Annotated in this window: 28 protein-coding genes; 9 read left to right on the top strand and 19 right to left on the bottom strand. The window is 30.8% G+C overall.

Features of this window, described 5'->3' with window-relative positions:
• Positions 1–70: 70 nt before the first annotated feature.
• The gene (locus ELQ12_RS03755) at positions 71–667 is read right to left on the bottom strand and encodes a peroxiredoxin (RefSeq protein ID WP_002854219.1); all 597 of its coding nucleotides are present in this window, start codon (positions 665–667) and stop codon (positions 71–73) included.
• A 205-nt stretch (positions 668–872) separates the two neighbouring features.
• On the opposite strand from ELQ12_RS03755, the gene ELQ12_RS03750 reads away from it, so the two are divergent.
• From ELQ12_RS03750 to ELQ12_RS03725, 6 genes are all read left to right on the top strand, one after another.
• Positions 873–1,157: a 4Fe-4S dicluster domain-containing protein gene (locus ELQ12_RS03750; protein WP_002854354.1), complete on the top strand. Its 285-nt coding sequence runs from the start codon at positions 873–875 to the stop codon at positions 1,155–1,157.
• Between the two features lie 112 nt (positions 1,158–1,269).
• The gene (gene ndk / locus ELQ12_RS03745; RefSeq protein WP_002870750.1) at positions 1,270–1,683 is read left to right on the top strand and encodes a nucleoside-diphosphate kinase; all 414 of its coding nucleotides are present in this window, start codon (positions 1,270–1,272) and stop codon (positions 1,681–1,683) included.
• Positions 1,684–2,037 (top strand): hypothetical protein, encoded by a 354-nt coding sequence (locus ELQ12_RS03740; RefSeq protein ID WP_070243302.1) that lies wholly within the window; start codon positions 1,684–1,686, stop codon positions 2,035–2,037. It abuts the gene before it with no gap.
• Positions 2,038–2,060: 23 nt separating this feature from the next.
• Entirely contained in the window at positions 2,061–2,207 is a 147-nt protein-coding gene (gene rpmF / locus ELQ12_RS03735) for a 50S ribosomal protein L32 (RefSeq protein WP_002862578.1), read from the top strand.
• 5 nt (positions 2,208–2,212) lie between these two features.
• Positions 2,213–3,199 (top strand): phosphate acyltransferase PlsX, encoded by a 987-nt coding sequence (plsX, locus tag ELQ12_RS03730; protein ID WP_002870748.1) that lies wholly within the window; start codon positions 2,213–2,215, stop codon positions 3,197–3,199.
• Entirely contained in the window at positions 3,192–4,166 is a 975-nt protein-coding gene (locus ELQ12_RS03725) for a beta-ketoacyl-ACP synthase III (RefSeq protein WP_052949500.1), read from the top strand. Before plsX ends, ELQ12_RS03725 begins: the two co-directional genes overlap by 8 nt.
• On the opposite strand, the gene ELQ12_RS03720 is transcribed toward ELQ12_RS03725, so the two are convergent.
• From ELQ12_RS03720 to ELQ12_RS03640, 17 genes are all read right to left on the bottom strand, one after another.
• Positions 4,163–4,513, bottom strand: a complete 351-nt coding sequence (locus ELQ12_RS03720; RefSeq protein WP_070243303.1) for a RidA family protein — start codon at positions 4,511–4,513, stop codon at positions 4,163–4,165. The genes ELQ12_RS03725 and ELQ12_RS03720 overlap by 4 nt on opposite strands.
• Entirely contained in the window at positions 4,510–5,586 is a 1,077-nt protein-coding gene (gene serC, locus ELQ12_RS03715) for a phosphoserine transaminase (protein WP_002861106.1), read from the bottom strand. The genes ELQ12_RS03720 and serC overlap by 4 nt, the downstream gene beginning before the upstream one ends.
• A gap of 9 nt (positions 5,587–5,595) precedes the next feature.
• Positions 5,596–6,759 (bottom strand): exodeoxyribonuclease VII large subunit, encoded by a 1,164-nt coding sequence (xseA, locus tag ELQ12_RS03710; protein WP_070261189.1) that lies wholly within the window; start codon positions 6,757–6,759, stop codon positions 5,596–5,598.
• Positions 6,756–7,463, bottom strand: a complete 708-nt coding sequence (gene ubiE / locus ELQ12_RS03705; RefSeq protein WP_002872421.1) for a bifunctional demethylmenaquinone methyltransferase/2-methoxy-6-polyprenyl-1,4-benzoquinol methylase UbiE — start codon at positions 7,461–7,463, stop codon at positions 6,756–6,758. Before ubiE ends, xseA begins: the two co-directional genes overlap by 4 nt.
• A gap of 2 nt (positions 7,464–7,465) precedes the next feature.
• Complete coding sequence (locus ELQ12_RS03700; RefSeq protein WP_070243304.1) at positions 7,466–8,662, bottom strand: hypothetical protein; 1,197 nt, start codon at positions 8,660–8,662, stop codon at positions 7,466–7,468.
• 45 nt (positions 8,663–8,707) lie between these two features.
• On the bottom strand, positions 8,708–9,118 hold the full coding sequence (perR, locus tag ELQ12_RS03695) for a peroxide-responsive transcriptional repressor PerR (protein ID WP_002870743.1): 411 nt from the start codon (positions 9,116–9,118) through the stop codon (positions 8,708–8,710).
• Positions 9,119–9,203: 85 nt separating this feature from the next.
• Positions 9,204–11,051: a 1-deoxy-D-xylulose-5-phosphate synthase gene (gene dxs / locus ELQ12_RS03690; protein ID WP_070243305.1), complete on the bottom strand. Its 1,848-nt coding sequence runs from the start codon at positions 11,049–11,051 to the stop codon at positions 9,204–9,206.
• Positions 11,044–11,874, bottom strand: a complete 831-nt coding sequence (gene fliH / locus ELQ12_RS03685) for a flagellar assembly protein FliH (protein WP_052858505.1) — start codon at positions 11,872–11,874, stop codon at positions 11,044–11,046. The genes dxs and fliH overlap by 8 nt, the downstream gene beginning before the upstream one ends.
• Before the next feature lie 7 nt (positions 11,875–11,881).
• On the bottom strand, positions 11,882–12,910 hold the full coding sequence (gene fliG, locus ELQ12_RS03680; RefSeq protein WP_002854670.1) for a flagellar motor switch protein FliG: 1,029 nt from the start codon (positions 12,908–12,910) through the stop codon (positions 11,882–11,884).
• Positions 12,910–14,592 carry a flagellar basal-body MS-ring/collar protein FliF gene (gene fliF / locus ELQ12_RS03675; protein ID WP_002870740.1) on the bottom strand — a complete coding sequence of 561 codons (1,683 nt, stop codon included), beginning with the start codon at positions 14,590–14,592 and terminating at the stop codon, positions 12,910–12,912. Before fliF ends, fliG begins: the two co-directional genes overlap by 1 nt.
• 53 nt (positions 14,593–14,645) lie before the next feature.
• Entirely contained in the window at positions 14,646–15,740 is a 1,095-nt protein-coding gene (gene hisC / locus ELQ12_RS03670) for a histidinol-phosphate transaminase (protein WP_002861098.1), read from the bottom strand.
• Positions 15,730–16,803, bottom strand: a complete 1,074-nt coding sequence (gene pheA, locus ELQ12_RS03665) for a prephenate dehydratase (protein ID WP_002861097.1) — start codon at positions 16,801–16,803, stop codon at positions 15,730–15,732. The genes hisC and pheA overlap by 11 nt, the downstream gene beginning before the upstream one ends.
• Complete coding sequence (locus tag ELQ12_RS03660) at positions 16,797–17,558, bottom strand: HAD-IIA family hydrolase (protein ID WP_002861096.1); 762 nt, start codon at positions 17,556–17,558, stop codon at positions 16,797–16,799. The genes pheA and ELQ12_RS03660 overlap by 7 nt, the downstream gene beginning before the upstream one ends.
• A 1-nt stretch (position 17,559) precedes the next feature.
• Positions 17,560–18,768: a diaminopimelate decarboxylase gene (lysA, locus tag ELQ12_RS03655; protein WP_070248609.1), complete on the bottom strand. Its 1,209-nt coding sequence runs from the start codon at positions 18,766–18,768 to the stop codon at positions 17,560–17,562.
• Between the two features lie 43 nt (positions 18,769–18,811).
• Entirely contained in the window at positions 18,812–19,870 is a 1,059-nt protein-coding gene (locus tag ELQ12_RS03650; RefSeq protein WP_074486811.1) for an LptF/LptG family permease, read from the bottom strand.
• Position 19,871: 1 nt separating this feature from the next.
• Positions 19,872–20,417, bottom strand: coding sequence for an aminoacyl-tRNA hydrolase (gene pth / locus ELQ12_RS03645; RefSeq protein ID WP_002861093.1), 546 nt, complete (start codon positions 20,415–20,417; stop codon positions 19,872–19,874).
• Positions 20,414–20,950, bottom strand: coding sequence for a 50S ribosomal protein L25/general stress protein Ctc (locus tag ELQ12_RS03640; RefSeq protein WP_002880509.1), 537 nt, complete (start codon positions 20,948–20,950; stop codon positions 20,414–20,416). The genes pth and ELQ12_RS03640 overlap by 4 nt, the downstream gene beginning before the upstream one ends.
• A 131-nt stretch (positions 20,951–21,081) precedes the next feature.
• Between ELQ12_RS03640 and ELQ12_RS03635 the strand changes: the two genes are divergently transcribed.
• From ELQ12_RS03635 to bioD, 3 genes are read left to right on the top strand one after another with little or no spacing between them, the layout of a single operon-like run.
• Complete coding sequence (locus ELQ12_RS03635) at positions 21,082–21,420, top strand: multidrug efflux SMR transporter (RefSeq protein ID WP_002870735.1); 339 nt, start codon at positions 21,082–21,084, stop codon at positions 21,418–21,420.
• Positions 21,421–21,422: 2 nt separating this feature from the next.
• Positions 21,423–21,737, top strand: coding sequence for a multidrug efflux SMR transporter (locus tag ELQ12_RS03630; RefSeq protein ID WP_002794052.1), 315 nt, complete (start codon positions 21,423–21,425; stop codon positions 21,735–21,737).
• A 9-nt stretch (positions 21,738–21,746) separates the two neighbouring features.
• Positions 21,747–22,352 carry a dethiobiotin synthase gene (gene bioD / locus ELQ12_RS03625; protein ID WP_134264573.1) on the top strand — a complete coding sequence of 202 codons (606 nt, stop codon included), beginning with the start codon at positions 21,747–21,749 and terminating at the stop codon, positions 22,350–22,352.
• On the opposite strand, the gene ELQ12_RS03620 is transcribed toward bioD, so the two are convergent.
• On the bottom strand, positions 22,339–23,622 hold the full coding sequence (locus tag ELQ12_RS03620) for an adenosylmethionine--8-amino-7-oxononanoate transaminase (RefSeq protein ID WP_134264572.1): 1,284 nt from the start codon (positions 23,620–23,622) through the stop codon (positions 22,339–22,341). The genes bioD and ELQ12_RS03620 overlap by 14 nt on opposite strands.
• Positions 23,623–23,651: the final 29 nt, after the last annotated feature.

The raw sequence follows: 23,651 nt of genomic DNA, 5'->3' as shown, positions 1-23,651 counted from the left end.
AAATTTATGAATTTCAATTAAAGAATAAAAATGAAGAAAAAGCCTCGTAAAGAGGCTTTATACTAAGAAATTAAAGTTTAGCTTCGTTTTTGCCAAGATATTCAGCCACGCCTTTAGGGTTAGCTTTCATACCTTCATCGCCCTTATTCCATCCTGCAGGACAAACTTCACCATGCTCATTTGTAAAAAGCATGGTATCAACCATTCTTAACATTTCATCTATATTTCTACCTAGTGGTAAATCATTAACCACAGCATGGCGAACTGTTCCATCAGCATCAAGCAAGAACGAACCACGAAGGGCAACTGCTTCTGCATAAAGTACATCAAAATTTCTAGCAATCTGCTTAGTTAAGTCAGCAACAAGCGGAAATTTAACCTGACCAATACCACCTTGATTTACTGGAGTATTTTTCCAAGCAAAATGTGAAAATTCATTATCTCCTGAAATTCCAATTACTTCAATGCCACGATTTTTAAATTCTTGATATCTTTTGTCAAAAGCTATAATTTCTGAAGGACAAACAAAAGTAAAATCTTTTGGATAAAAGAATACTACCGCTCCTTTTGGACCTATGTTTTTATAAAGATTAAAATCTTGAACAATTTCATTGTTTCCCAATACTGCTGGAGCAGTAAAATCTAAAGCTTTTTTAGTAACTATCATATTTTCTCCTAAATAATAAATTTTATTGATAACGAAATTATATCGTTTAAATCTTTATTTTTTTTTAAATATCTAAAATAATATTAAAAATTTAAGAAAGTTATAATTATTATCAAATAATGTAAATTTTTGATTATCAAAATTTACATTATTTAAGAATTTTATGCTAAAATCTTTTAAATATTAATATTAAAAAGGAGAAAAAATGGCTGTAAAAATTACAGATATATGTATTGCTTGTGGTTCTTGTATTGATGAGTGTCCAGTGAGTGCTATCGTTGATGATGCTAACAATCCAGAAGGTGAAGATAGATATTATGTTTATGCAAACAAATGCGTTGAATGCGTAGGACATAATGATCAACCAGCTTGTGCCAGTGCTTGCCCAACAGATGGATGTATAGTTTGGAGTGCTGTAGAATCAGGACAACCAAGTCGTGATAATATCGGCGCTGATATGAGAAGCGGGGACACTCCAGTTTTTGCATAATTTTAAAAAATTAAAAAGCTAGAGATTCCTAGCTTTTTCTTTTAATTTAACTTTTTTTAAACAAATTCAAGTATAATTTTAAGCTTTATTAAAATAAGGAGTTATTACAAAGATGGAAAAAACTTTATCTATAATTAAACCTGATGCTGTTAAAAAAGGTGTTATAGGAAAAATTTTAGATCGTTTTGAAAGCAATGGATTAAGAATCGCTGCAATGAAAAAAGTTCAACTTAGTAAAGAACAAGCTGAAAATTTTTATGCTGTTCATAAAGAAAGACCTTTTTTTAAAGACTTGGTTGAATTTATGATTAGTGGTCCTGTTGTTGTTTCTGTGCTAGAAGGAGAAGGTGCCGTATTAAAAAATAGAGATTTAATGGGAGCGACAAATCCTAAAGAAGCTAAAGCAGGAACAATTAGAGCCGATTTTGCTGAGAGTATTGATGCTAATGCTGTTCATGGAAGCGACAGCTTGGAAAATGCAAAAATAGAAGTTGAATTTTTCTTTAAACCAAACGAAATTTGCTAAATGAAAATCCCTTTTTCTAAGATTAACATAAAGGAATATCCTTTTAAACTTAATCTTGAAAATATGATTTTTGAGGGAAATTTAGTAAAAATAAATCCTAAGCTTGTTAAAATAAATGCTATTATGCAAGGTTTTATCTATAGACCTTGTGATAGCTGTGGAACTGAGTTTGAACTTCAAATTAAAGAAAATTTAGAACTTTTTGCAAGTGATGGTATTTTTAAAGATGAAGCAAACGAATTGAGCAATACTATAGAATTTTTCGATGGACATATTGATTTAATAGAAGTTGCTATCAGCGAGCTTGAAGCTTATTTGAGTGATTATTTTTATTGTGCAAATTGCAGTAATTAATTAAATTTTATAAAGGAGAAAAAATGGCAGTACCAAAGAGAAGAGTGAGCAAAACTCGCGCAGCTAAACGCAGAACTCACTATAAAGTTAGTCTTCCTATGCCTGTAAAAGACAAAGATGGAAGCTATAAAATGCCTCACCGTGCGAATCCAACAACTAAGGAATATTAAAATCAATGATTAACATTGCCATCGATGCAATGGGTGGTGATTTTGGAGAAAAACCCATTATAGAAGGCGTTTTAAAGGCACTAGAAGCAAAACCTTTTAACGCTATCTTGGTGGGAGATTCTAAAATTCTAAAACCTTTAATACCAAAAAAATTAGAACAATATATACAATATGAAGAAGCTAGTGAAATTTTTTCAATGAATGAAAGTGCCACTGATGCTTTAAAAAATAAAGAAACAACCATTTATAAAGCTATTAATCTATTAAAAGAAAAAAAAGTAGATGCTGTAGTTTCAGCGGGTCATAGTGGAGCAAGCATGTCCTTAGCCACATTAAGACTTGGGAGACTCAAAGGTATTTCAAGACCTGCTATCGCTACTTTAATGCCAAATATTACTAACAAAACTTTACTTTTAGATGTTGGGGCTAATACAGATTGTAAAGCTGAAAATTTATTTCAATTTGCCGTAATGGGTGAAGTTTATGCTAGAGAAATCATGCAAATTCAAAAACCGCGTCTTGCTTTGCTTTCTAATGGCGAAGAAGAATGCAAAGGTAATGAACTTACCAAAGAAAGCCATCAACTTATGAAAAAAATTCCAAATTTTATAGGTAATGCTGAAGGTAGAGATATTTTCAATGGCGAAATAGATGTTTTAGTCTGTGATGGTTTTAATGGAAATGTGATTTTAAAAGCTTGTGAGGGTGTAGCAACAGCAATTTTTCAACTTTTAAAAAACGAAGTAAAGCAATCTTTTATTTCTAAAATAGGTGCTTTACTTATGAAACCATCTTTTAAGAAATTAAAAAAACATATTGATTGGCAAGAATATGGCGGAGCACCCCTTCTTGGAGTTAATGGTTGTGTGATTATAAGTCATGGAAAAAGCGATTCTAGGGCCATTAAAAATGCAATTTTTCAAGCTATAAATTTTAGCCAATCTCATATCAATGAACTTATAGAAAATGAACTTGGGAAATACAATGCTTAAAGCCAGTCTTAAAAGTATAGCTTCTTATATTCCAGAAAAAATTTTAAGCAATGCCGATCTTGAAAAGATGGTAGATACTACCGATGAATGGATCACTAGACGCACAGGCATTAAAGAAAGACGTATTGCTGGTGAAAATGAGAATACTAGCGATTTGGGTACAAAAGCTGCATTAAAAGCCATAGAAAGAGCAAATTTAAAACCTGAAGATATTGATGCAATTCTTGTAGCCACTTTAAGTCCTGATTATTTTACTATGCCTTCAACGGCTTGTAAAATTGCTTCAAATTTAGGACTTGTAAATATTAGTGCTTTTGATATTTCAGCAGCTTGTTCTGGTTTTATCTATTTGCTTGAACAAGCTAAAGCCTTAATAGAAAGTGGTTTGAAAAAAAATGTTTTAATCGTAGGAGCTGAAAAAACAAGTTCAATTATGGATTACAATGACAGAAGCATTTGCATACTCTTTGGAGATGGTGCGGGTGCTGGAGTTGTAAGTTTGGACAATGAAAATCATATCCTTGATGTACATACTGCAAGCAATGGTAATTATGGAGATCTTTTAATGACTCAAAGATCGCAAAAATCAAGCCTATGTCAAACACTTTCTATGCAAATGAGGGGCAATGAAGTTTTTAAAATAGCAGTAAACACGCTTAGCAATGATGTTGTAGAAATTTTAGCTAAAAATAACATTTTAGCACAAGAAATTGATCTTTTTATTCCTCATCAAGCTAATCTACGCATCATTAAAGCCGTCCAAGAAAAACTCAATCTAAGTGATGAAAAATGTGTGATCACTGTGCAAAAATATGGCAATACTTCAGCTGCTTCTATACCTATGGCAATGAATGATGCCTATGAAGAAGGTCGACTTAAAAAAGGAAGTCTGATCTTACTGGATGCTTTTGGTGGTGGTTTTACTTGGGGATCTGCGCTTTTAAAATTTGGAGGGGAGAATTTTTAATTCTCTCTTAACTTTCCAAAAGCTTGAATTTCTACCAAATAACCCTCTGCTAAAGCACTTCCCACACAAGCTCTAACAGGTTTAGGGTAATTTTTAATCCAAGCATCATAAATTTCATTCATTGCATCAAAATCTTTCATATTAGCTAGCCAGATTTGAATTTGAATTAAATCTCCTTTGCTTGCGCCTATTTTTTCAAACAAAGCATCAAGTTCTGCAAGCACTTCTTTGGTTTGTTTTTTAATATCTCCGCTAGGTTCAAAAGCCACTTGTCCTGCGGTCTTAAAATATTTATCAAAAACAATAATTTGCGACATTCTATCGCACTCATCAAAACGCTTTATCATGTATATTTTCCTTGAAATTCTTTCATAAATTCACACAAGGTTTTTACCTGATCCAAATTAAGTGCATTATAAATACTTGCACGAATTCCTCCTAAAATTCTATGTCCTTTAAGTCCTATCATTCCAGCTTCTTCGGCTTCTTTTACAAAAAGAGGTTCTAAATCTTTATTTTTAGCAATATTAAAACTCACATTCATTAAAGATCTATCCTTTTTATCTGCATGTCCTTTATAAAATCCATTGCTTAAATCAATACATTCATAAAGCATAGTAGCTTTTTGAGAATTTTTCTCATACACTTTATCAAGCCCACCTTGATTTAAAAGCCAATCCATTTCAAGATTAAACATATAAATGGCAAAGGTTGGAGGCGTGTTAAACAAGGACTGATTCTCGGCATGAGTCAAATAATTTAACATACTAGGAATTTGTTTATTTTTAGATCTTTCTAACATATCTTTACGGATAAAAATACAACTTAAACCCGAAATTCCAGCATTTTTTTGCACTCCGCCATAAAAAAGAGCGATATTTGAAAAATCTACTTTTCTAGAAAAAAAATCACTCGATGCATCCACAATCAAAGGAGCTTTAGTTTTAGGATAATTTTGATATTGAGTGCCGTAAATAGTATTATTAGAACAAATATAAGCATAATCAGCATTATCACTAAATTCCACACTAGGAATATGATCGAAATTACTTTCCTCGCTACTTGCTACGGTTTTAACATTGACACCTAAAATTTGTGCTTCTTTAATTGCTTTTTTTGTCCAAACTCCTGTATTTGCATATTCACAAACCCCGTTTAAAGCTAAATTCATAGGAATCATAGCAAATTGCAAACTTGCTCCACCTTGTAAAAATAATACTTCATAATCATCATTTAACCCGTAAAGTTTTTTAGCTTTCTCTTGTGCTCCAAAATGCACTTCTTCAAATACTTTTGTGCGGTGAGAAATTTCCATTATAGAATAACCCCTACCTTGATAATCACAGAGTTCTTTTTGAGCTTGCTCTAAAATTTCTAAAGGTAAAGTTGATGGCCCTGCGCTGAAATTGATTTTTCTCATAATCTATCCTTATAAAATTTTTGCTTCTTTTTGAGAAGTTTGAGAACTTAAAATAACGATATCATCACTCTTAAGATCTTCTAAATTTGCTATTTTACCATTTTTTCTGATACAAATAAACTTTTTGCTTTTATTAAAAAAATTCTCATGTTGCAAATAAGCATTTTGCAATTTATCTAATTTTAATTCATTATAACGCATTTGATTTGCCAGTAGATGATTTAATTGCTTTTCTATATTATAGCTTTGTTTTATTTTTTCATCTATTATTTTTGGTAAAGAATTAAATTTGAAAAATTTACTTAAATTTAAAAGCAAATTTTCATAATTTTGTATTTTATGATTCCAAAGTTGCATTAATTTTTCTTCCATTAAATCTAAACTTTGTTCTATATCTAACTTAGAATAAAACAAAGCATCTATAGCAGCTGAGGGCGTTGGAGCTCTAAAATCTGCAACAAAATCACTAATAACATAATCAATCTCATGTCCTATGGCTGAAATAATAGGAGTTTTTGCTTTAAAAATCTCTCTTGCTAAATTTTCATCATTAAAACAAAAAAGATCTTCCCTGCTTCCTCCACCACGTGCTATAATAAGAACATCTAAATCCATATCATCAGCTTTTTTTAAAGCTTGCATAAGAGAAAAAGGAGCATTATTTCCTTGAGTTAAAGCATCAAAAATATAAATTTTTGCCAAAAAATATTCTTTATGATGAATAAGTTTTAACATATCTTGCAAAGCAGCAGAAGTTTTTGAAGTGATAATGCCTACTTTTTTAGGAAATTTTGGCAGAGATTTTTTAAAGCGTGGATCAAAAAGTCCTTCTTTTTGCAAACACTCTTTTAAAGCCAAAAACTGCGCTTCCAAATCCCCAAAACCTGCTTTTTTCATACTAGTAGCGATAAATTGATAACGACCGCTTTCAGGATATAAACTCACACTTCCACAAAGCTCTAAAAAATCCCCCACCGCTGGTTTAAATCCGACTTTTAAATTAGCTCCTTTAAACATAGCACAAGAAATACTTGATCTTTCATCTTTTAAATCAAAATACCAATGCCCTGAACCATGTAAAGTGATTTTTGAAATTTCTCCACTTAAAACTACATCATCAAAATGTGCTTCTAATAAAGCCTTTGCTTTAAGATTTAATTCTGTTGGTGTCATAGTTTTTTTGCTATAAACATTGAACTCACGCCAAAGCTAAAACTTTTATAATCAAGCATTTCAAAACCAGCATTTTTAAGTTCTAAGATGAATTCTTCCTTACTTAAAAATCCTTCAATAGAGTTTGGCAAATACTCATAAGCACTTTTATTTTTACTGATTATCCCACCTATACTTGGTAAAATATTTTTAAGATAAAAATCCCTACAAGCTGCTATAAATCCACCCTTTTCTCTTTTTGTAAATTCCAAAACTACCAAAATACCATCTTTTTGAAGTACTCTAGCAAATTCGCTTAAGGCTTTTTGTCTTTCTACAACATTGCGAATGCCATAACTAATGCTTAAAATATCTAAACTTTGACTTTCTAAAGGTAAATTTTGCGCCCCTGCTTCTATAAATTCGACATTTGGAAATTTTTCTTTTGCAACATTTAGCATGCCACTACTTGGATCAATACCTTTAATATTTAAAATATTTTTTTCCATTTTTAAAGCACTCTCTTGCCAAATCTCTATCATATCCCCTGTGCCACAGGCAATATCAGCGATTTTTAAATCTTTTTTTAAATACAAACTCATCACTCTTTGACAAGCTTTTTTGCGCCACGCTACATCAGCTCCAAAGCTTAAAATTCTATTCGCCTTATCATAAGTAGGTGCAATTTGATTAAACATTTCTATAATTTTTTCTTGTTTTTGCATTTTTATCCTTTGTAAATTTTCAAATTTTTACTTGATTTTTTAAGCAATTTGCAAAATTTATTTTTATTATTGATTATTTTCGAAAAAATATTTTTATCCCTATCTTTGCAATATTTTTCATAAAGTTTGTTTAAATTTTTTATCTCTAAAAAACGATAAAAATATTCTAAAAATATTGCCAATTCAAAAAAACTATTTTCAAAAAGCTCTAAATCAAAATTTTTTAGTATATTTTTTCTAAATAAAATAATTTTTTTTCTAAGTTCTAACGCAACAAGTTGTTTAAAAAACCTATCTTTGCAATCGCCTTCATAAAAAGAATTTTCCTTTATGAAAAAATCAAAATCATTAAACAAATCTTGGATTTTTTCATCACTTAAAAATAGCAATAAATCTTGATTTGAATTTTCACTTGCTAAAATATCTTGAGTTTTTTTCGTTATATCTTTAAACTTTAAAGCCAAAATATTACTCAAATTTTTATCTAAAATAGTATTCATGCTTGATAAAACTATATACAAACTTCTTGAATAAAATAAAAATTCACATAAACTTTGCTTATCTTTTCTCTCTAAAGATAAAGTCCAATAAAATTTTAATTTTTTAAATAAATAAAATAAAAAAACCCTAAATCCATCATAAGCATTAATATAATTTGGAAAATCCAAGCTAAAATTCTGATTTTTTTCTATAATTTTAAAACATTTCTCTATATCAAACTTTTGATATTCAAAACCATATAAAACGATATGTTTAGAATTTAAATCATGATGTAATTCTTTTTGAATTTTAAAATCTTTAGGAATTTTAAATTCATTAGAACTATCCAATGTTGGAAAAAATATTTTTAAAATACAAATTTTAGGCTCTTCATAAATATCAATATAACTTTTTAAAGAACACAATTTAAATTCGAAGCGTTCTTTTTTAATGCTCTTTCCTATAATCTTTTTTCGAGCTTTTTCAAATTTTTTTTTAGAAATTTTCTCTTCTTGATTCTGTTCTAAAATTGAATTATTAAATTTTGTAATTTTATAAAATTCATTGCAAAAACTTTGAAATTTAACACTATGATTTGAAGTTATTTGAGTATAAAAAGTTTCAAATTTAGAATTTCGAAAAGGTATATTATCTTTTTTTAAATTCTCTAAAAGAGTGCAATCGGATAGTAAAAAGTTTTTTTGAATTTCATAAACCATTAAAATAACCCTTAAAATATATGGGCTATTTTAACCTTATTTTGCTTAATGACACTTTTTACAACTATCAACATAAGCACAAACGGACAGATGATTGACGAGATTGCCTATCTTTTTTTCTAAATGCTCTTGATATTCATAAAGCTTAGCATCTTTAAAACTTAAATCCTCTATACCACCACATTTGGTGCAAACTACATGAATATGTTCTTCTTCATAAATATCGTAACAAGTTTTTTGATTTAAAACATTGATTTCAACAACTAAACCTTGTTCTTGTAAAGTATTAAGATTTTTATAAACCGTCGCTAAAGAGATTGAAGGGTATTCTTTTTTAATTTCTGCATATAATTCATCAATATTAGGATGTTCATGTCTTTTTAAAATTTTTAAAACACATAGTCTTTGCGGAGTAGCTTTTAACTCATGTTTTTTAAGCATTTGTAGTAATTCCATTGTATTTATTCCTTGCTTTTTTAAGTGGAAATAATAATAAAATTTTTATTAAAAGAAGTTTATATTAAATAATATTTTTTATTATTTAATGATAAAATTTCAAAACTTTCGTCAACAAACTATTGACATCTTTTTCTAGATTTTTTTCCACCTCACTTGTTTTTCCATGTTCAATAAATTTGTCTTCATATTCAAAGCTAATAACTTTTACATGCAAATCATATTTTTGTAAAAAATTATTAATTAAACTTTCTATACCGCCAATTTTAACATTTTCACTAAAAATAAACCAAATTTTACTTTTTTTAGTAAGCTCACGCAAAAGCTCTTCATCTAAAGGTTTAGCAAAAATTAAATCAATCAAATTAGCATTATTATTCATTTCTTGCAAGGCTCTTAAAACTTGCCACGCTTTTGCCACACCTTGTCCATAACCTAAAAAAGCAATTTCGCTACTATTTTTTACAAGCCATTGTGCCTTACCAAGTTTTATCTCACAAGGATTAAATTCTTTATCCAAAATAAAACTCCCTCTAGGATAACGAAAAGCAATAGGTCCTTGATGTAAATAAGCGTACTCCATTATATTTTGCATCATTTGCTCATCTCTTGGGGCTAAAAGAGTGAAATTTGGCAAAGGAGCTAAAAAACTAAGATCAAAAACACCTTGATGTGTCTCCCCATCTTCACCTACTATCCCTGCTCTATCCATAGCAAAAACCACATTTAAATTCATAATTGCACAATCATGGATCACTTGATCATAAGCACGCTGCAAAAAGGTGCTATATATTGCAATAAAAGGTTTAAATCCTTCTTTTGCCATAGCAGCCATAGAAGTTACTGCATGCTGTTCTGCAATAGCCACATCCCAAAAACGATTTGGATATTTTTCTATAAGCTTATCAAGACCTGTTCCACTTGGCATAGCCGCCGTAACCCCAACAATATTTTCATATTTTGAGGCTAAATCAAGCAAATTTTTAGAAAAAATTTCAGTAGCAGATTTTTTAGTATCACTTTTTTTAACACTCTCTCCACTATCTATATCAAAAGCTCCTACCCCGTGCCATTTAGCATGTTTTCCTTCAGCTAAAGCATAGCCTTTACCCTTTATGGTTTGAGCATGTATCACACAAGGCTTTTGCATAGCTTTTGCTTGTTTTAATGCAGAAATAATTTCACCTAAATTATGTCCATCAATAGGCCCTATATATTCAAGCCCTAATTCTTCAAACAAAAGCCCAGGAGTAATAAGTTTAAAACTCTCTTCAAAACGCTTAGCCATATAAGTAGCACTATCAGGTAATATATCCAACATTTTAGCAATACGCTTTTTAAAACTTTGATAAAACTGTGTTGCCATAGCCTGAGAAAGATACTTTGAAATTGCTCCAATTGGTTTTGAAATACTCATTTCATTATCATTTAAAAGTATTACGCAAGGAAATTTAGAATCACCCAATTCATTTAAAGCCTCATAGGCCATACCCGCACTTAAAGCACCATCTCCAATCAAAGCAACAGGAATACGTTTTTCACCCTTTAAAGCAATGGCCTTACAAGCACCTACTGCCAAAGAAATAGAGGTGCTAGAATGCCCTGCTACAAAATAATCTCCCTCGCTAGGTTTTGTATAACCACTTAAACCATTGATTTGTCTTAAAGTATCAAATATTTCTTCTTTTCCGCTTAAAAGCTTGTGTGTATAAGACTGATGTGACACATCAAAAATAAAAGGATCTTTTTTTGCATCAAAAACCAAATGCATTGCTATACTAAGTTCTACAGCACCCAAATTTGAACTTAAATGCCCACCATTTTTACTCACAACTTGTATGATTTTTTCACGCATAGATGCTGCTAAATTTTCTAATTCTTTTAAACTTAGCTTTTCTAACTCTTCTTGAGTATGGGCAAATTTTTTACTCATTATTCACCATTTTTTTAATTTTAGTTAGACGAGAGTTAAGATTGGACTCTATATTGCCTGCGTCACTTATAATAACAACGCTTCCTTTGCTAATTGCATCATCAAGGCTTATTTTAATATGAGTATTCTGATCAAATTGCTCTTTTAAATACTCATAATCCTCTGCATTAACCTTAAGCTCAATTGCACTAGCACCCTTAAGCTCGCCGATTAAATCTTTAGCCAAAGCATAAGCTATCTTACTTGAATTTAGTTCAAGCTCTTTTAAGATTACTTCTTTAGCGATATCTATAGCGGTATCTGCTAATTCTTTCTCGTTTTTTTCTATAAAATTTTCAAGATTTTCACAAGCATTATCGAGCTTGGCTATACTTTTTAAATACTTATCTTTAAAATCACTCAATTCCTTTTGAAATTCTTCTTTTGCTTTCTCATAACCTTCTTTGGCAAATTTTTCTTTAGCATTTTCAAGTTCTGAATTTAAGCGGTTATTAAATTCATTCTCTTGACTTTCTATTTGCATTTGAAGTTTAATAATATTGCTTGACATTTCATCTGTTTTTTTAAGCAAATCTTCAACAAAACTTGGTTGAAATGTTGGAATTTGAGTTTCCATAACAGCTTGCGTAGGGGCAATAGCATGATTTTCTTCGACTGGTTTTTCGTCATTTAAAGATATATTAGCATTTTCTTCATCTGGAGTTTGAGTATGTTTTTTTTCACCTGTATGATTATCAAATTCTGAAATAACTTTAAAACGATATCCTTCAACAACATGCTGATCAGAATCCCCACCGGAAATTACATTACTACGATTAACCATCTCTCACCTACTCTATCATTTCATCCGCATCGCCTGTTTGAACAAGACCTTGTTCTGCAAGTTTTTGCACCACTTCAACAACCTTTCTTTGTGCATCTTCAACATCTTTAACACGCACAGCACCCAAAAAACCCATTTCTTCAAGAAAAGCTTCGCTTGCACGCGTAGACATATTGGCTAAGAATTTTTGCTTTAACTCTTCACTTGCACCTTTTAAACCTATCATTAAATCACGCTTATCAGCTACTTTTAAAATTTCTCTTATAGCTTGAGTACTAAGTTTTTGTATATCATCGAAAGTGAACATAAGCTCTTTAATAGTCTCTGCTAAGCGTTCATCACTTTGTTCAATATAAGTAATGGTTGATTTGCTTGCTTTTTGACCCAAACGATTAAGCACTTCTGCTACTGCTCTTGGGCCACCCACTTCAACCTTATAAGAGGTAAGACTTTCAAGCTTGCTTTCTAGCACTGCAGAAACTCTTTTAATAATACTTGGAGAAATATCGCCAAGATTTGCCATTCTTATAACCACCTCAGCCCTTAATTCATCACTAAAATACTCTAAAGTTTCTGCCGCATGAATAGAATCCATGTGTGCCAAAATAAGAGCGATGGTTTGTGGGTGCTCTTTAGTAATAAAGTCTGCAAGTTGCTGTGGTTTAATTTGCGCCAAATAAGCAAAATTTTGATTATTCTCCATACTTTTAGTGAGTTTTTCAAGAATTTTATTTGCAATCTCTGGCCCAAAAGTACGAAAAAGTATTTCTTTAGCATATTCCAAACCACCACTTTTAATATATTGATTTGATTGAAGCAGAGTGTAAAATTCTTCTAAAACTGCAGTAGCTACGGATCTATCAACATTTTTAGCCATAGCAATATAACGTGAAATTTCTGTAATTACATCAATTTCCATATGTGAAAACACAGAAGTTGTTGCATCTTCGCCAAGTTGTATAAGAAATATCGCCACCTTTTCAGGCATCGATAAATCATCATAGACCATTTTTTGTTCTTCACTTAGCTTTATCATCACATATCCTTTTCACCAAATTCACTATCGTTTTGAATTAAATTTTGCAAAAGTGCAGCAATTTCCTCGCTTTTATCACTTACCAAACCACGCAATTTTTCAAGCAAAACCTCATACTGGATAGAATCTTCATTGAAATTATCTCCGAAACCAAGTTGTTCTTCAACTTTTTTCCTTGCTGCATTCATTTTTTCCAAAGTATCTTCAACATCATCTAAAACAGCATTTGGACCTTGCTGCATTTCTTCTTGTGCTGCGACATCTTCAAGCATTTTTTGAGTAAATGGAGTAATAACTTTTTTGTAAAAAATAAAAAGTAAAATCGCTGCAATAAAATACTTAACCGGTGGAATAAACGGCTCAATAAAACGATTATAAAAAGTTTTAACTTTACTTTCAACTCTAATCGACTCGCGATGAAATGGTAAATTTTGAACTACAACACTATCACCTCTCGCGGCACTAAAATTAATAGTATTTTTAACTATACTCTCAACACTTGCAAGCTCTTCTTTGGTTAATGGAACATATTCGCTTTTTACATTTCCATTTTCATCAACCACATCTTGATATTTTCCATCTATAGTAACAGCTGCTGAAGTGCGTAAAACTGTTGCAAATTGTTTTTTGGTATTTGTAATAGTTTTAGAAAGTTCATTATTTGTAGTAACTTGATTTTTTTTATAAGTGTCAATTTGACCCTTATTGTCAAGTCCTTCAACAGGACCTATATTAGAAACAGCACCTGGAACACCCTGAATTTCTGGATCTTTTCTACCTGTTCTTTCCTCGTTTAAAGTTTGCTCACTACGCACTATAGGATTTGGATCATAAATTTCACTTTGAGATTCTTGCTTGGAAAAATCAAAATCTATATTTACACTCACTTTTACTTTATCCATACCACCTGCAAAAGGAGCTAAATTTTCTATAATCTTATCTTCTAAAGCTTTTTCTTGATCACTTTTAAATTTAATTTGCGCACGAACCAAGTCATCTTCATATGCTTCTTGCTCATCTAAAGGTACACCACTTTGATCACTAATCTTAACATTTTCTTTAGTAAGTTTTGGAACTGCCGCTGAAACAATATTTTTTATACCATCAATTTGTTTTCTAGTAAGCTTTAAGCCTTCGCGAACATTAACAACAACTGAAGCTGTAGGCGGAATTTGCCTTTCGGTAAAAACACTATCTTTAGGAAATGCTATGTGTACAACAGCACTACGAATAGGTTCTAAAGTCTCAATAGTTCTTGCAAGTTCGCCTTCTATGGCTCTTTGGTATTTTACCTTTTGCTCTTCATTTGTAGCTCCAAAAGCTTGAGTATCAAAAGCTTCAAAACCCACGCGACTATCTTTTATAAGACCTTCGCTTGCAATAAACATTCTTTGACGATAAACCTGATCTTGTGGAACTAAAATTTTATTTTCACTTTCTAATTTATAGGGAATATTATTTTGTTCAAGTTTAGCTACAATTGCAGCAGAAGAACTTGGACTTACATTTTCAACTAAAACTGCATATCCATTATTTGCATTACTACCACTTCCGCGAAATAAAGCTAAAAAAACCAAAAACCCAACCACCACTACAATAGATGCAGCAATCACTATACGCTGCTTGCGAGTTAAATTTTGATAAAGTTGCCCAATTTGATGAAACATATTTTTAAAATCCATTAATTCTCATCCCTTAGTTTGGCGAATTTTACATATTTTTATTTGATTTATATCTATCTTAAAATCTTATCAAATTCTGTAAAAAATCTTTCATTTTCATAAGATGTTCCTATAGTAATGCGTATAGCATTTAAACCATAGCTTTTTAAATTTCTTATTATTATACCCTTTTTAAGCAATTTTTCAGACAAATCTGTACTATTTTTTTCATCAAAAAAATAAGTGATGAAATTTGTATAACTATCAATGATTTTGATATTATGTTTTTTAGCAAATTCTTTATAAAGCTCCATTTGAGAAAAATTATTCTCTAAAGTTTTTTCAGTAAATTCATCATCATCCATTGCTGCAACTGCTGCTTTTAAAGCAAGATTGCTCACATTAAAAGGCGCACGAAGCTTGTAAAATGCACTAATAATACTAGCATCAGCTATGCCATAACCAATGCGTAAGCCTCCTAATCCATAAAGCTTAGAAAAAGTTCCCAAATAAAGTACATTGTCAAATTCTTTAATCAATTCACAAGGTTCTAAATGTTTTTTGCTATCTTTAAAACTTGCAAATTCATTATAAGCTGCATCAATCACAACTAAACAATCCTCCTCCAGACCTTTAATAAATTTGGTCACTTCACTTGCATCCAAACACTCGCCTAAAGGATTGTTTGGCAAGCATAAGAAAATGAGTTTAATTTCATCTTTGTGCGTTTCATAAAGCTTTTTAAACTCATCTAAATTATGAGTAATGCTTTGAGTTTTATAGCACTTTGCACCGCATTGTTTGGCGTAAATTTCATACATAGCAAAGGTAACTCCAGCTTGCAAAAAAGCATTTTTAGAATTTAACTTAGCATGTATAGCAAATTCAATCACTTGATCACTGCCTGCACCGATAATAATATTTTCATTTTGAACTTTGTATTTTTGAGCCAATGTGCTTTTAAGTTCTATCATACTATCATCAGGGTAAAGATGGGCTTTGTTTGCATTTTGTCTTAAACATTCTATAGCTTTTGGTGGCGTGCCAAAAGGATTTTCATTACTTGCTAATTTTATCACTTCTTTAACGCCATATTCTTTAGCAATAACTTCTATATCTTTGCCGGGTTCATAATTGCTTAAATGATTTAAAAATTCATTAAATTTCATCTTTCTCTCCTGATAAATAAGATCCAAGCCAAACAATCTCTTGTATATCTTTTAAAGCTTTTTTTACATTTTCATCATCAATATGCCCTTCAAAATCTATATAAAAACTGTGTAAAAATTCTTTTGATTTTACAGGACGAGATTCAAGCTTGGTAAGATTGATATTTTCTTTTTTAAACTGCTCTAATAAAAAGCTAAGCCCCCCAGGTTTATGTGCTGTGTGTGCTAAAATAGAAGTTTTACAATTTGGCATTTTAGGATTTTTAATATCGCTTAAAATTAAAAATCTTGTTTTATTGGCTGCATTATCTTCTATTTTATCAAAAAGCACAGGCACATTATAAAGCTTAGCCGCTATTTTAGAGCAAATTGCTGCTGCATATTTATCTTGCGAAGCTAGATAAGCCGCATTAGCTGTAGATTTTGAAGGAACAAATTCTATAGCACTAAGTTCATGACTTTCTAAAAATTTACGACATTGATTATAACCTTGTGGATGCGAATAAATACGTTTGATTTCTTTTAAATTTTCATTAATTCCCACAAAAGAATGATGAATATCCATATAAATTTCACCAAAAATTTTAAGCTCATTATACCTACCTAGACAATCTAAAGTAATACCTACTGCACCTTCGGTATTATTTTCTATAGGCACAACACCGTATTTTGCTTCTTTGTTGCTTAACTCTTTAAAAACATCTTCGATATTAGCCAAGGCTATATAACGACTCATCGCTCCAAAACGACTTCTTGCTGCTTGATGAGTATAAGTTCCTTCAGGCCCTAAATAAGCTATAGTTTGAGGCATTTCTAAATTTCTTGAAACTGCAAAAATTTCTTGATAAATTGCCTCTATGGCATTTTGATCTAAAACTCCTAAATTTGCATTTTTTAAACGATTGATAATGGCTCTTTCGCGCTCAGGACGATAAATACTTCCCCCGCTACTTTGTTTAAGCTCGCCTATGCTTTTAACATAAGTCATTCTTTCGTTTAAAAGTTCTAAAATTTTATCATCAACCGCATCGATTTTATTTCTAAATTCTTCTAAATTTAGCATTTTAGCTCCTTTAAAAACTCAAAAACACTAGGATAAACTCCATCAAGCAAATCCGTATCAAGCCCTTTTGTGTCGCTTATTTTGCCGCTTAAAACTAGTAAGGTTTTCATGCCGAGTTCTTTTGCCTTAAGCAAATCTCCTCTAAAATCATCACTAATGATTTTAATATCTTCAAAATCGATTTTTGAATTTTGTCTTCTTATCAAATTTAAAGCTTCTTTATAAAAAGCAATACTAGGCTTACCCACAACCTCGTATTTAAAATCAATAGCATTTTTAAGCATAGCCATAATGCTACCTACACCAGGATAAGGCCTGCCATCTTTTTTATAAATGCTAGTTTCGTGCATAGCTATAAACCTAACTTCTCTTCTAGCAAATTCTATCATACTAGCAAAATCTACAAATTTAAAATCATCATAACTAGCTACAAGCACAGCACTAGGATTTACAAAATCGAGCTCAAAACCAAGATTTTCAAGACTTTTTACAAACTCATCTGCACCAAAAGCCGCAACTTTACAAGGTTTTAAAAGGTGTTTTAAAACGCTAAAAGGATCAATATAAGCATTTTCTTTTATAGCCAATCCTTTTTGCTGTAATTTTTCTAAAAAATCAAGTTTTTTTGTATTGTTAGTAATAATAACATAAGGAAGATTTTTTGCATTTAAAAAATCGATCAATTCTTTAGCACCATGGATTAAACTCTTATCATGATCAGAAATTAAAGTCCCTTGAACATCTAAAAAAAACATTTTAAGCCTTTAAAAATTTCTCTTCTAAAGCGATTTGATCTTCAAAATTTTCTCTTTGACGGATCAATCTTACCTGTCCTTCTTCGAGGGCTAATTCGCAAACTTTATTACGAGTATTGTAATTACTACTCATGCTAAAACCATAAGCTCCAGTATTTTTAATAACCATTATATCACCACTTTGAGTGCTGGGTAAAGACCTTGCTTTAGCAAAAAAGTCTCCACTCTCACAAATTCCGCCCACAACATCACATAAACTCTCTTGAGCTTGATTATAAGGTAAGATTATTTCATGATAAGCCTCGTATAAACTTGGGCGTATAAGATCATTCATCGCTCCATCTACTACAACAAAACGCTTGGTTTTATTTTGTTTTTCATAAAGCACCGAACAAACAAATTCTCCACTTTTAGCAACTAAATACCTTCCAGGCTCCATTCCTATAGTTAAATCAAGCCCATGAAGTTGTGCTAATACACCTTGTGCATAATTATAAAGATCAACTTCACACTCATCTTTTTCATAAGCCACACCCAAACCACCGCCTATATCAAAAAATTTAAGATCGATTTGCAAGGCTTTTAACTCTCTTACAAGTTTTGCAACGATGCCTGCTGCTTCATGAATGGGAGAAATATCTAAAAGTTGCGAACCTATATGAAAATGCACTCCAACAGGCTCTAAAAAAGATGAATTTTTTGCATAAAGATACATTTTTCTTGCTGTATCAATTTCAACACCAAATTTATTTTCATTTAATCCTGTAGAAATATAAGGATGTGTTTTTGCATCAACATTTGGATTAACACGAATACTAATTCTTGCCTTTAGATTAAGTTCTTTAGCCACACTTTCTAAAAGCATCATTTCAGCTTCGCTTTCAAGGTTAATATATAAAATATCATATTCTAAAGCTTGTCTTAACTCTTCTTTGGTTTTTCCTACTCCACTAAAAATAATCTTATAAGCTTTTGCCCCTGCTTTTAAGGCACGCTTTACCTCGCCTATACTCACACAATCAAATCCACTATCTAAATTTGCAAGCATTTGCAACAAACTTAAATTTGAATTGGCTTTTACAGCATAAAAAATTTGAGATTTTCTAGCCTTAAAAGCCTCTTTGAGATTTAAAAAACGCTCTTTTATGAAATCAAAATTGTAAATATAAAAAGGAGTATTAAATTCTTGCTTTAATTGTTTATAATCCATATTTAACCTTTAATTTTTATAATTTTACTACACAAAGCTTAATTTATCGATGCTTATAATACATATAAGCACTTAAACAACCCAAAATTATAATAGGCGCTACAATGCCAATTTCACTTGCAATCACACTATTTTCGCTTAATCTAGTAAGCAAAAACAAGACTCCCCAAATCATCAAAGTCGCTACAAAAGCTATAAAAGTTACAAAAGCAAGATTAAAAAATCTTGCTATTACAGGAAAAAAATAATACATAATAAGCATTAAAAATGGTGCAAAAAAAGGAGTAAAAACAAATTTATAAAGATTGATTTTAAGAGCATCTGTATTGACATTTTGTGCTTTAAAAAGCTCAAAACTTTCAAGTGCATCAGATATTGAATAATCACTATTACTAGCAACCCCTTCTATAATCTTTGGTTTAAAACCCTCAAGTGATTTAAGCTCGGAGAAATCTTGTATTTTTAAACCATCATTAGCAAGTTCATAGTTTTTAGGTAATAATGTAATATTACCATCTCGCAAAATCCAACTTTCACCTTCAAAATGGGCAAGGTTAGCACTTACAAAAGAGCTTAAATTTAAATCATTGATATTAAAAATTTTTATATTTTGAGCACTATTTTGTCCATTGTTTATCTTTGAAATATAAACAAAATTATTGTTAAATTTCAAAAACACTTCTCCACTTTGATTCATAATAGTGCCATTTTTTAAAATATTTCTCTTATAATCATTTGCATAAGCAAAAGAAGTAAAATTCAATCCTATATAAACACAACAAAAAAATAAAGCCCATAAAAAAGGAAATAAAATAACATAATTTCTGCTCAGTCCTAACGCATAAAGACTTACAAATTCATTTGCTCTGATCATAGAAATCAAAGAAACTACCAAGGCAAAAATCAAGGAAATGGGTAATACATAAGGCACTGCCGAGAAAGATAAAAACATAACATAAAGCAAATCAAGATTTGCGGCTTTTGGTAGATCTTTAAAATTTAAGAGCAAATCAATACCGCAATAAAAACCAAGTAAAGAAAAAAATATAATAAAAAAATTTTTTAGATAAATCCCTGAAATAAAACGAAAAAATATCCACATCTTAAGCCTTTAGGCTGTATTTGGATGATATAGCAGACAAATCATCATTTTCAATAAGCTCAAGCAAAGCTTTTTTTGTATGCTCTAAAACTTTGCTTAAGGTTATTTCTTCTTCGGGTTTAAATTTACCTAAAACATGGGAAATCACATTTTCACCCTTTCCCACTCCTATACGCACTCTTTCATAATCATTTCCACATAAAGTATCTATGCTTTTAAGTCCATTATGTCCACCACTTGAACCGCCTTTTTTAAAGCGCAAGGATCCTAAATTTATATCTATATCATCATGGATAACTATCATTCTTTCGCATTTATAAAAATCATTCACTGCTTTTACACTAAGTCCTGAATTATTCATATAAGTGCTAGGTTTAAGAAGAAGTAAAGAAGAACCTATTTTAAAAAGTTCTCCTTTAAATTTAGAGTTTGTAAGATTTGTAAAATTGCTTTCTTTTAAAAGCAAGTCAATTAGCATAAAACCGACATTATGACGGGTATTTTCATACTCTACGCCTATATTGCCAAGCCCTACGACTAAAATCATCTAGCTTTTTCTACGCCTACAACCGCTACTCTATCAGCATCAATTATAGTTACTCCCGCAGGAACTACAATATCACGAACAAGTAAAGCATCACCCACATCAAGTTTACTTACATCAAGTTCGAAGAAATTTGGTAAATTTTCAGCTGCACATTTTACTTTTAATCTTCTTTTTGATTGGATTAAAACACCTTTATTTTTAAGACCTATAGCTGTTCCTGTGATTTTAACCGGAACCATGTACTTAGAAATCACACCTTTTTGTGCAACTTTTAAATCCACATGTTTAAGCTCTGCAGTTACAGGATCTTTTTGATAATCCACAACTACAACGCTTAAAGTTTGAGAACCTACTTTTACATCAAAAATTAAAGTAGTTTTTTTACGAACTTCTTTAATAAACTCATTTACTTTAAAAGCGGCATTGATGTTTTCTAATCCTTTTCCATAGATGTTTGCGATTAGATAACCATCTCTTTTTAAAGCTTTAGCAGCTTTTCTACCGATACTCTCTCTAACGATACCTTCTAACATCTTTTGTCCTTTCTTAAAAAATGAGCTTTGATTATATCTAATTTTGGCTTATGGAAAAGTAAATTTATAGCTTCTTTTAATTTCTTTAAGATATAATTTGTTTTATAAATTATGTTAATTTAAGGCTTCATGTGAATGAAAAATTCAATATCAATATAGCTTGGTTTTTAATAATCTTAGGTGGGATTATAGAATGCTTTTGGGTAAGCGGACTTAAATATTCTACAGAAATTTGGCATTATATTTTAACAGCCATTGGAGTTTGTATTTCTTTTACTTGTTTTTTAAAAGCTTGTGAAAGACTTGAAGTAAGCATTACTTATAGTGTTTTTGTAGGCATTGGCACTATAGGAGTGGTTTTAAATGAAATGTTTATTTTTAATGAGGCTGTTTCTGTAATTAAACTTGTGCTTATAGCGATTTTACTTTTAAGCATTATAGCCCTTAAATGGGTAAGCAAGGAAGCTTAAATATGGAATGGTTTTATTTGTTTTTAGCTACTGCTTGTGAAATTTTTGGTGTGGTGATCATGAAAGAACTTGTAAGCACTAAAAACAAGCTTTACCTTTTGGCTTTGATAGTGTGTTTTGGATTTTCTTTTACTTTTTTAAGCTTAAGTATGCAAAATATCGCTATGAGTGTTGCTTATGCTATATGGACAGGAGCTGGAACTGCTGGTGGGGTAATGATAGGAGTACTTTTTTATAAAGAAAGTAAAAGTTTTTTAAAACTTTTTTTAATCGCTGTGATTATTGCTTGTACAGTAGGTTTAAAATTTCTTTCTTAAGGATTTTTTGTGCAAATTTATGTGAGTGGAATACATACTGATGTAGGAAAAACACATTTTAGTGCAGCTTTTTGCGCGAATTTTAACTATGATTATTTTAAACTCATTCAAGCAGGAACTCCAACAGATAGCGAGTTTATTGCAAAATTTAGCCCAAAAACAAAGGTTTTTAAAGAAGGTATTTTTTTGCAAACTCCAGCTTCCCCTCATCTTGGAAAAATCAAAGAAAAGCTTGATTATAAAGCCTTAGATATTATTTTACCAAAAAGTGAGAACCTACTTATTGAGCTTGCGGGTGGGCTTTTTTCTCCTATGGATGAAAATTACACTATGATTGATTTTGTAAATATTTTTAAACACCCTACGATTTTAGTAGCAAAATACTATCTTGGAAGTATTAATCATATTTTACTTAGCATTGAAGCTTTAAAGCAAAGAAATATCAATCTTTTAGCCCTTGTGATGATGGGTAAAAAAGATATCTTACAAGATGATTTTATAAAAAATTATGCAAAAATTCCCATAATCAATCTTGATTTTTTTGATGAAAATAGCATTTTAAATGAAGATTTTAAAGAGCAAATGCAAGAAATTTTACAACTTAAAATTCATTAAAAATCTGCTCTAAACTTTCCACCACATAAACGATTTGTTCTTTTGTGATGATGTAAGGAGGCATAAAATAAATCGTATTTGCTAAAGGTCTTAAAAGCAAGCCTTTTTCTAAGGCTTTTTGAAATACAAAAAGTCCCATGCGTTCGTGTTTATGGCTTAAAATATCAAAAGCACTAATCATTCCACAAGTTCTAAAATTTCCTAAAAAATCAAATTTTTTAAGTTTGGAAAATTCTTGCTGGATAAAGGTACTTAAAATTTGATTTTTTTCTAAAATATTTTCATTTTCAAAGATATCTAAAACCGCATTAGCTGCCGCGCAAGCTAAGGTATTTCCCGTATAGCTATGAGAATGTAAAAAAGCCTTTTGGCTTTCATAAGTATCATAAAAAGCATTATAAATTTCATCCTTTGTAAGCACTACAGAAAGAGGCATAAATCCTCCTGTAATTCCCTTTGAAAGACAGATAAAATCGGGGCTTTGTTTGCATTGATGCAAGGCAAACAAAGTTCCTGTGCGTCCAAAACCCACTGCAATTTCATCAAAAATCACTTGCACATTAAAAGCATGGCAAAGCTTGATCGCTTCATCGATAAAACCAACTTCATACATGTGCATATTTCCCGCACATTGCACCAAGGGTTCAAGAATAAAAGCACAAATTTCACTCGAGTGTTTTTCTAAAATATCTTTTAAAATTTCAAGCTCTTTAGTATAGTCTTTGCCTTGTGGCACAGGAGTGCTTAAACACTCTAAAAGCAAGGCTTTGTAAGTATCTTTATATAGCGCAACATCGCCCACGCTTAAAGCCCCTAAGGTTTCACCATGATAGGAATTGCTTAGGGATAAAAATTTATTTTTTTTCAAGCCTTTATTTAAATGATAATGAAAACTCATCTTAAGTGCTACTTCAATAGCACTTGAGCCATTATCTGCATAAAAACATTTGTTAAAATTCCTGCCTACTTTTTCACAAAGTCTCGTAGAAAGCTTGATGATAGGCTCATGTGTAAAACCTGCTAAAATCACATGTTCAAGCTCATCAACTTGTTTTTTAATGGCATTTGCGATTTTTTCATTACAATGACCAAAAAGATTTACCCACCAAGAACTCACACAATCCATATAAGCTTTATCATCAAAATCATAAAGCCACACGCCTTTTGCTGTTTTTATAGGGATTAAAGGTAGGGTTTCGTGATCTTTCATTTGTGTGCAAGGGTGCCAAATGTGTTTTAAATCAAGATTTTTTAAGATTTGATTTTGCATTATAACTTCTTTTTTAAAAATATTTTGGC

It is taken from the genome of Campylobacter sp. US25a (assembly GCF_004379075.1).
Taxonomy (GTDB): domain Bacteria; phylum Campylobacterota; class Campylobacteria; order Campylobacterales; family Campylobacteraceae; genus Campylobacter_D; species Campylobacter_D jejuni.
Note: the sequence above shows the minus strand (reverse complement) of the source record. Positions and strands in the feature narration are given on the sequence as shown.